This window comes from Roseitalea sp. (assembly GCF_984466335.1).
This window is the reverse complement of sequence record NZ_CFIFWG010000142.1, coordinates 1-8,293: the sequence shown is the minus strand read 5'-3', so window position 1 is coordinate 8,293 and position 8,293 is coordinate 1. Positions and strand designations below refer to the sequence as shown.

The window sequence follows — 8,293 nt, the reverse complement described above, 5'->3', positions numbered from 1 at the left end:
ATGGTGCTGCCCGAGGCGATGTAGGCGTTCGCCCCGATCGCGACGGGGGCGACGAGCGCCGCGTTCGAGCCCACGAACGCGCCCGGGCCGATCTCGGTGCGGTGCTTGGCGAAGCCGTCATAGTTGCAGGTGATCGCGCCGGCGCCGATATTGGCGCCCGCGCCGACCGAGGCGTCGCCGACATAGGCCAGATGGTTGATCTTGGCCCCTTCGCCGACGGCGGCGTTCTTGGTCTCGACGAAATTGCCGACCTTGCCGCGCGCGGCGAGATCCGTGCCCGGACGCAGGCGCGCGAACGGGCCGATCTGGGCGTTCTCGCCGATGGCCGCGCCCTCTATGTGCGAAAACGCCCGGATGCGCGCGCCCGCGCCTACCCGGACGCCGGGTCCGAACCAGATATTGGGCTCAAGCGTCGCGCCCGGCGCGATGCGCGTGTCGTGGCTGAGGAACACGGTCGCGGGCGCCGCCATGGCGACGCCGTCCCGCATCAGTTCATGCCGTCGCCGGTCCTGCCAGACGGCCTCCGCCTGGGCCAGTTCGGCCATGGTGTTGACGCCGAGCACGTCGGCGGCCGGCGCCTCGATGGCGCGAACCGTCAGGCGCCGCGCGCGGGCGATCTCGACGGCATCGGTCAGGTAGAATTCGCGCTTGGCGTTGTCGTTGCCGATGGCGGCCAGCAGTTCGGCGACATGGGCGCCCGAAAAGGCCATGAGCCCGCCATTGCACAAGCCGATCCGGCGCTCGGCCTCGGTCGCGTCCTTGTGTTCGCGGATCGCGGCCAGTTGGCCGTCGTCTTCGACCAGCCGGCCGTAGCCGGTCGGATCGTCGGGTCGGAAGCCGGCGACGACGAGGCTCGCGCCGCCCGCAAGTTCGGCGCGCGCCCGGCCCAGCGTTTGGGGCGTCACGAGGGGCGTGTCGCCGAACAGGACGAGCACATCGTCATAGCCCTCCTCGACGGCCGGCAGCGCGGCCGACACGGCGTTGGCGGTGCCGCGCCGCTCCCGCTGGACGAAGAACCGTATTCCGGCTCCGTCCGCGCCCAGCCGCTCGCGGACCCGGTCGCCGCCATGCCCGACGACCACGGCCAGGCTCGTGCTTCCCGCGGCGCGCGCGCAAGCCGCCACATGGGCGACCATCGGCAGGCCGGCGACCGGATGCAGCACCTTGGGCAGGTCCGATTTCATGCGCTTGCCGGCGCCGGCGGCCAGAACGATGGTCAGGCAGGAGCGTGCCATGGCCGATTCCCCTTCGGTCCGTGTTCCCGCCCGCTCTATCGGCTCGCGCGCGCCATTGCCAGAGCGCGCTTGCCCGTTCCCGCACTCCAAAGGCTTTAGCCGAGCCGGCCGAGCGCGGGAAAACGTTCGAGCAGCCAGAAGGCCATCGCCTGCATGCCGCCGGTCAGGAACAGGATGCCGGCAAGGACCAGAAGCGCGCCGATCATCTTTTCGACCGCGCCGAGATGGCGCCGAAAGCGGGTCAGGAACCGCATGAAGCGGCCCGAGAACAGGGCTGCGGCGATGAACGGCACGCCGAGCCCGGCCGAATAGACCGCCAGCAGGCCCGCCCCCTGCCCGACGCTGTCCTGCGCGCCGGCAAGGGTCAGGATCGGACCGAGGACGGGTCCGATGCACGGCGTCCAGCCGAACGCGAAGGCAAGGCCCATCACATAGGCGGCGAGCGGATTGGCCGGCACGCCCCGGCTCTGGAACCGCGCCTCGCGCGACAGCAGGCCGATGCGGAAAGCGCCGAGAAAATTCAGGCCCATGACGATGATGACGAGGCCGGCGGCCATGGCAAGCTCGCTCTGATAAGCCCTGAGCAGGCCGCCGATGGTCGACGCGCCCGCGCCGAGCGCGACAAAGACGGTCGAAAAGCCCAGCACGAAGGCGAGCGCTGCCGTCAGAAGCGGCAGGCGCACGGCCGTCAGGGGGGCGGTCGCCGCACCGGACGGGCCTGGAACGATATCTGTGTCATGGCCCCCGCTATGGCCCCCGCTGCGGAACTGATCCATCGAAACGCCGGCCATGTAGCACAGATAGGGCGGCACGAGCGGCAGGACGCAAGGGGTGATGAAAGAGATCATGCCTGCCAGAAAGGCGCTCAGAAGGGTGATTTCGAGGTCCATGCGTCGCCTTTCCATGCCGGCTGTGCGCGCAAGGCCGCAAGCGCCGGTTCCGGCCGGGCCGCCCGCCGCAGGCCGGCGCCGTCCGGGGTTGCGACCCTACATAGACGCGCCGACGTTCACTTGCCAATCACGGCCGCGCGCGGCGTATCGCCTCCGGCGGAACGCCGATGCGGGCGCCGTCGATCGCAAGGCGCCGAAGCGCCCGGCCGAAAACCGCGCGCGGACCGCAATGGCGGTTGACCGAAGGGGGCTGTTTGCGTATGCACGCCGCGACCGCGCTCGACATGGTCCGGCGCGGCTTCCCTTGCGGGGAGCGCGTAGCTCAGCTGGTAGAGCAACTGACTTTTAATCAGTAGGTCCAGGGTTCGAGCCCCTGCGCGCTCACCAATAAAGTCAGATGTTTATGGGCGGTAGCCCACCACAAGGCCCTTTCAACGTGGCCGGGGGCGACATCCGCCGCGTCCCGAAGGGATATGGCGAACATCGCCCATTTCCGCGTCGCCGGCCCTTGAAAGGGAGCGGCCCTTCCCGCGGCCCGGCTCCTTGAACCGAACGATGTTCGACCATGCCAGGCTCCAAATCCTGACCCCCCAAAGGCCCTAGAGCGGTTTGTCTTTAGCTGGAATCGTTTGAGCGCCGGGATTTTGTGATCTGGCAAGGCGCGTGGGACGACACGGTGCGAGCACCGTTAGGAGCGCGCAACGCCGTCCAGAACGCAAAAGACCAAGCTCGGACGATTTGCGGGTCTCATTTGATTTCAATACGTTATCGGCCCCCGGCTTGGACGTCTTTTCCGCCGGCAGCATCGTCAAAATCCTCGCACGATATTCATATCGCGCTGCGGTGTTTTCCTCGCCGCGGCGAAAAACCCTGTCCATCAAACCGCTCCCATCTAAAGACAAACCGCTCTAATCTGCGGGGGTCCAGGGCGGGCGTTTTCTGGCGAAGAAGGCGGCGATGCCGTCGGCGGCCTCCCTTGTCTCCCAGCGATCGGCCAGGAGCGCGGCGGTCCTTTCGGTCAGCGTCTCCGGATCGAGCCGCTCGAAGGTCAGGCAGAACCGCTTGGCATCGGCGATCGCGCCCGGCGCGCCGGTCAAGGCGGCGGTCGCGGCGCGGTCCACCGCCTCGTCGAGCGCGTCGGCGGGACGGATCTCGGCGATCAGGCCGGCCCGCAAGGCGAACGCGGCGTCGAACGGCCGGCCGGCGAGCAGCATCTGGCGGGCGAACCCCTCGCCGAGCCTGCGCACCACGAACGGCCCGATCGCGGCGGGAGCCAGGCCCAGCCTGGTCTCGGTCAGCGCAAAGCGCGTTTCGGGCACGGCGATGGCGATGTCGCACACCGAAAGCAGCCCCACCCCGCCGCCGAACGCATTGCCCTGTACCCGCGCGATCAGCGGCTTGGGCAGGCCGTTGAGGATCGCCAGCATCGTCGCGAGCGCCCGGCTCGCGGCCATCTTGCCGGCGCGGTCCCTGGCCATCTGCTCGCGCATCCAGCCCAGGTCGCCGCCGGCGCAGAAGGTCGGCCCCTCGGATCGGAGAACCACGACGCGGACGGCAGGATCGCGCGCCAGCGCCTTACCCGTCACGGCGAGTTCGGCGATCATCGGCGCATTCATCGCATTGTGCCTGTCGGGCCGGTTCAAGGTAAGGGTGGCGACGCCGCGCGCGTCGGTCTCAAGCCGAAGGGTCTCGAACCCGGTCATTTTTCCCACTCCCGTGCCGCGCGCGCCCGGCACGGCGCATGATCCTGCCGGCAAGCCGGTGCTTTCGGACGCATCACCCGGCCTCCGGCTCGAAGGCGATCAGAACGGCGCCGCCCTCCACCGCCTCGCCTTCGGCGCCGCGCACGGTCGCGATCACCCCGTCGCGCGGGGCGGTCAGCGCATGCTCCATCTTCATCGCCTCGACCACCGCCAGCCGGTCGCCGGCGGACACCGCCTGGCCGGCCTCGACGTCGATCAGCCGGACGATTCCGGCCATGGGCGCGGTCACCGCATCGCCGGCCGCGGCGGCTGCGGCGGCCGTCGCGCTGCCTTCGAGCGGGTCGGGCACGGCGAACCGGTGCGAGGCGCCGTCGAGCAGCACCGAGACATGCCTTGTCCCGAAAACGTCGTAGCGCGCCACATCGGCCAGAAACCGCACGCCGCCGCAACGGCCTTGCACGGTCGCGCCCTCGCGCGCCAGATGATCGAGCCGCAGCGGCGTCTCGCCGTCGAGCGTGACGCTGCCCGGCCCATGCGGAACCAGCCGCCGCTCGATCAATGCATCGCCCTGGCGCAGGCGCATGGCGTGGCCGGCCTCGCCCCAAAGCCGCCAGCCAAGGCGCCGATCGGCGAGATCGAGGTCCAGCGCCACGATCCCGGCGAGCGCCACCGCAAGGTCCGGCGGCTCGGGTGGCGCCGTCAGCGCGTCGAGGTCGCGATCGATAAGCCCGGTATGGACCGCGCCGGCGGCGAACCCGCCATGGTTCGCGAGCGCCACAAGAAACGCCCTGTTGGTCACCGCGCCGGCGATATGGGTTCGGGCGAGCGCGCATCGCAGCCGGCCGAGCGCCTGGGCGCGCGTTTCGCCATGCGTGATCAGCTTGGCGATCATGGGATCGTAATGGGGCGTGACGGCGTCCCCCGCCCGCACGCCGGTGTCGATGCGAATGCCCGGGCCGCGCCCCGCTGCGTCCCTTCGGGGCATCTGCCCCGGAAACCGCAAATGCGCCAATGTTCCGGTCTGCGGCAGGAAGCCGCGCGCCGGGTCCTCCGCGTAAAGCCGCGCCTCGAAGGCATGGCCGCGCAGCGGGATGTCATCCTGGCCCAGCGGCAGCGGCTCGCCCGCCGCAACGCGCAACTGCCATTCGACCAGATCGAGCCCGGTCACCGCCTCGGTCACCCGATGCTCGACCTGAAGCCGCGTGTTCATCTCCATGAACCAGAACCGGTCCGGCGCGAGCGGTCCCGAGCCGTCGGCGATGAATTCGACCGTGCCGGCGCCCTCATAGCCGACGGCGCGCGCAGCGCCGATCGCCGCCCGCGTCATCGCCGCGCGCACCTCATCGGTCATGCCCGGCGCGGGCGCTTCCTCGATCACCTTCTGATGGCGGCGTTGCAGCGAGCAGTCGCGCTCGAAAAGATGCACCATGTTGCCGTGCGCGTCGCCGAAGACCTGCACCTCGATATGGCGCGGGGACGCAACGAACCTTTCGATCAGCACCGCATCGTCGCCGAAGGCGGCCTGCGCCTCGCGCCGGCAGCTTGCGAGCGCGGCCCGGAAGTCCCCGGCGCGCGCCACCTTGCGCATGCCCTTGCCGCCGCCGCCCGCGCGCGCCTTGATCAGCACCGGATAGCCGATCCGGCCGGCCTCGGCGGCGAGAAAATCCGGGCTCTGCTTGTCGCCGTGATAGCCCGGCACGACGGGCACGCCGGCCTTTTCCATCAGAGCTTTCGCCGCGTCCTTCAGCCCCATCGCTCGGATCGCGTCGGCCGACGGGCCGACAAAGACCAGCCCCGCCGCCTCGACCGCCTCCACGAAGGCCGGATTTTCCGACAGGAAGCCATAGCCGGGATGGATCGCCCCGGCGCCGGTGGCTTTGGCCGCGTCGATGATCGCCGCGCCGTTCAGATAGCTTTCGGCCGCCGCCGGCGGGCCGATCCGCACCGCCTCGTCGGCCAGTTCGACATGCAGCGCATCGACATCGGCGTCCGAATGGACCGCGACGGTGGCGATGTCCATGCGCCGGGCCGTCCCGATGACACGGCAGGCGATCTCGCCCCGGTTGGCGATGAGGAGCTTGGTGATCACGGCGAGACCTCGTCACATCCTGAAAACCCCGAACCGCGTTTCCTCCATCGGCGCATTCAATGCGGCGCGCAGGCTGAGCGCCACCACATCGCGCGTCGTGCGCGGATCGATGATGCCGTCGTCCCAAAGCCGCGCCGAGGCGTAAAAGGCATGCGACTGTTCCTCGAACAGATCCAGCGTCGGCTGTTTGAACGCCGCCTCTTGCCGCGCGCTCCAGGTGCCGCCTTTCGCCTCGATGCCCGCGCGCTTGACGGTGGCCAGAACGCCGGCCGCCTGCGCCCCGCCCATCACCGCGATGCGCGCGTTCGGCCACATCCACAAGAAGCGCGGGCCGTAGGCGCGGCCGCACATGCCGTAATTGCCCGCGCCGTAGGAGCCGCCGACGATCACCGTCACCTTCGGCACGGCCGCCGTTGCGACGGCCTGCACCAGCTTGGCGCCGTCCTTGGCGATGCCGCCGGCCTCATACTTTGCGCCGACCATGAAACCGGTGACGTTCTGCAGGAACAGGAGCGGCATGCGCCGCTGACAGCACAGTTCGATGAAATGGGCGCCCTTGAGCGCGCTTTCCGAGAACAGAACGCCATTGTTGGCGAGGATGCCGACGGGCACGCCGTCCATATGCGCAAAGCAGGTCACCAGCGTCGCGCCATAGCGCGGCTTGAACTCGGCGAAATCCGAACCATCGACGATCCGCGCGATCACGTCCCGCACGTCATAGGGCGTCCTTGGATCGTCCGGGATCAGATCGGGCAGCGTTTCGGGATCGTGCGCGGGGGCGACCGTCTTTTTCAGCGCGATATCGGGCACGGGCGCGGGACCCAGATCGGCGACGATCCGGCGGGCAAGCGCCAGCGCGTGGCGGTCGTCGTCGGCCAGATAGTCGGCAACGCCCGAAAGACGGGTGTGGGTGTCGCCGCCGCCCAGTGTTTCGGCGTCCACAGTCTCGCCCGTCGCCTCCCTGACCAGCGGCGGGCCGGCGAGAAAGATCGTGCCCTGCTCGCGCACGATGATCGTCTGGTCACTCATCGCCGGCACATAGGCCCCGCCCGCCGTGCACGAGCCCATCACCACGGCGATCTGGGGTATGGCCGCCGCGCTCATGCGTGCCTGATTGTAGAAGATGCGGCCGAAATGGTCACGGTCGGGGAACACCTCGTCCTGATTGGGCAGGTTGGCACCGCCCGAATCGACCAGATAAAGGCACGGCAACCGGTTCTCGGCGGCGATCTCCTGGGCGCGCAGATGCTTCTTGACGGTCAGCGGATAATAGGTGCCGCCCTTCACCGTCGCATCGTTGCACACGATCATGCAGTCGCGGCCCGACACTTTGCCCACGCCGGCGATCAGGCCGGCGGCGGGAACATCGTCCGCATAGACGCCGCGCGCGGCGAACAGGCCGATTTCCAGGAACGGCGCGCCGGGATCGAGCAGGGCCTGCACCCGGTCGCGCGGCAAAAGCTTGCCGCGCCCGAGGTGCCGCGCGCGCGCCGCCTCGGACCCGCCGGCCATGATGCGCGCGGCCTCGGCGGCGACTTCCTCGGTCTGAACTCGCAGGACGTTCACCGGATCAGCTCGATCTCGCAGCCGACATCGAGAGCGGCCCAGGCCCGGTCGGCGGTAACGGCGGTTGCGTTGCGATCTATGGCGAGCGCCAGGCAGGCACGATCGGCCAGCGACAAGCCCTTGGCGCGCGTCATCGCCCGCAAGGCTATGGCACGATCCGCTTGAGGGCCGTCGAACGCGACCACATCGAGGTGTAACGCACGCATCACAGCCGCCCATTCATCGTCCGGCACGCCGAAATCGGACAGCTTGCTTCCGACTTCGCATAGATTGACCGCCGATATCAGTGCTCCATTCAGCAGCGCGCCGACACGGTCGCCACCGGGCTCGTCATTAAGATGGGCCACAACGGCCGACGCATCCAAGACCATCGTCAAGGTTCGTTTTCCCGCGCGGCCTCGGCACGCCGGTCGGCAATCAGCTCATCGACGACGCTCACGCCCGGCTGCACATATTTGCGCACGATCGCCTTGGCCCGATCCAATGCCGTGCGCGGCGTGATCAGCCGCAACTCGCCATTCTCAAGCGTGGCATGCAAAACGCCATCCGCGCCGATCTGCATGGCGTCGCGTATTTCCGCGGGGATTACAAGCCGACCGGCGGAATCGACCCTGAGCGTGGAGGCAACCGGGACCGGTCGCGCATCGCTCCGCTCATCGGCGGCCGGATCGTACTGCTGGCTCCAATAATGATATTGTGTCGCGGCCGTATTGGCGTTGCCGCCTTCGGTTACGAACGCCTCAATCACCTCGCCCCTGCGCGCCTTGATTCCCTTGCGGGCCGTAATCTGGTCCGCCAGCGTCCAAACGC

7 protein-coding genes and 1 tRNA gene are annotated in these 8,293 nt (G+C 68.9%); 1 reads left to right on the top strand and 7 read right to left on the bottom strand.

Features of this window, described 5'->3' with window-relative positions:
- Both glmU and AC5E6L_RS12155 read right to left on the bottom strand, forming a co-directional pair.
- The coding region (gene glmU / locus AC5E6L_RS12160) for a bifunctional UDP-N-acetylglucosamine diphosphorylase/glucosamine-1-phosphate N-acetyltransferase GlmU (protein ID WP_491773602.1) at positions 1-1,235 on the bottom strand (1,235 nt) is incomplete at its 3' end.
- A gap of 95 nt (positions 1,236-1,330) precedes the next feature.
- Positions 1,331-2,125, bottom strand: a complete 795-nt coding sequence (locus tag AC5E6L_RS12155) for a cytochrome c biogenesis CcdA family protein (protein ID WP_491773600.1) — start codon at positions 2,123-2,125, stop codon at positions 1,331-1,333.
- A 311-nt stretch (positions 2,126-2,436) separates the two neighbouring features.
- Here AC5E6L_RS12155 and AC5E6L_RS12150 point away from each other — a divergent pair.
- Positions 2,437-2,512, top strand: a tRNA-Lys gene (locus AC5E6L_RS12150).
- 521 nt (positions 2,513-3,033) lie between these two features.
- Here the strand turns inward: AC5E6L_RS12150 and AC5E6L_RS12145 are convergent.
- The 5 genes from AC5E6L_RS12145 to AC5E6L_RS12125 all read right to left on the bottom strand — a co-directional run.
- Positions 3,034-3,828, bottom strand: coding sequence for a crotonase/enoyl-CoA hydratase family protein (locus AC5E6L_RS12145; protein WP_491773598.1), 795 nt, complete (start codon positions 3,826-3,828; stop codon positions 3,034-3,036).
- Positions 3,829-3,901: 73 nt separating this feature from the next.
- The gene (locus tag AC5E6L_RS12140) at positions 3,902-5,917 is read right to left on the bottom strand and encodes an acetyl/propionyl/methylcrotonyl-CoA carboxylase subunit alpha (protein WP_491773596.1); all 2,016 of its coding nucleotides are present in this window, start codon (positions 5,915-5,917) and stop codon (positions 3,902-3,904) included.
- Between the two features lie 12 nt (positions 5,918-5,929).
- Positions 5,930-7,483 (bottom strand): carboxyl transferase domain-containing protein, encoded by a 1,554-nt coding sequence (locus tag AC5E6L_RS12135; RefSeq protein WP_491773594.1) that lies wholly within the window; start codon positions 7,481-7,483, stop codon positions 5,930-5,932.
- Positions 7,480-7,854 carry a type II toxin-antitoxin system VapC family toxin gene (locus AC5E6L_RS12130; RefSeq protein WP_491773604.1) on the bottom strand — a complete coding sequence of 125 codons (375 nt, stop codon included), beginning with the start codon at positions 7,852-7,854 and terminating at the stop codon, positions 7,480-7,482. Before AC5E6L_RS12130 ends, AC5E6L_RS12135 begins: the two co-directional genes overlap by 4 nt.
- Positions 7,855-7,856: 2 nt before the next feature.
- Positions 7,857-8,293 (bottom strand): AbrB/MazE/SpoVT family DNA-binding domain-containing protein (locus tag AC5E6L_RS12125; RefSeq protein ID WP_491773592.1); only part of this gene is annotated, 437 nt, incomplete at its 5' end.

Bases quoted from the DNA above. Each gene is read 5' to 3' on its own strand.
- AC5E6L_RS12155 (WP_491773600.1), bottom strand. From the start codon at position 2,125: ATGGACCTCGAAATCACCCTTCTGAGCGCCTTTCTGGCAGGCATGATC.
- AC5E6L_RS12145 (WP_491773598.1), bottom strand. From the start codon at position 3,828: ATGACCGGGTTCGAGACCCTTCGGCTTGAGACCGACGCGCGCGGCGTC.
- AC5E6L_RS12130 (WP_491773604.1), bottom strand. From the start codon at position 7,854: ATGGTCTTGGATGCGTCGGCCGTTGTGGCCCATCTTAATGACGAGCCC.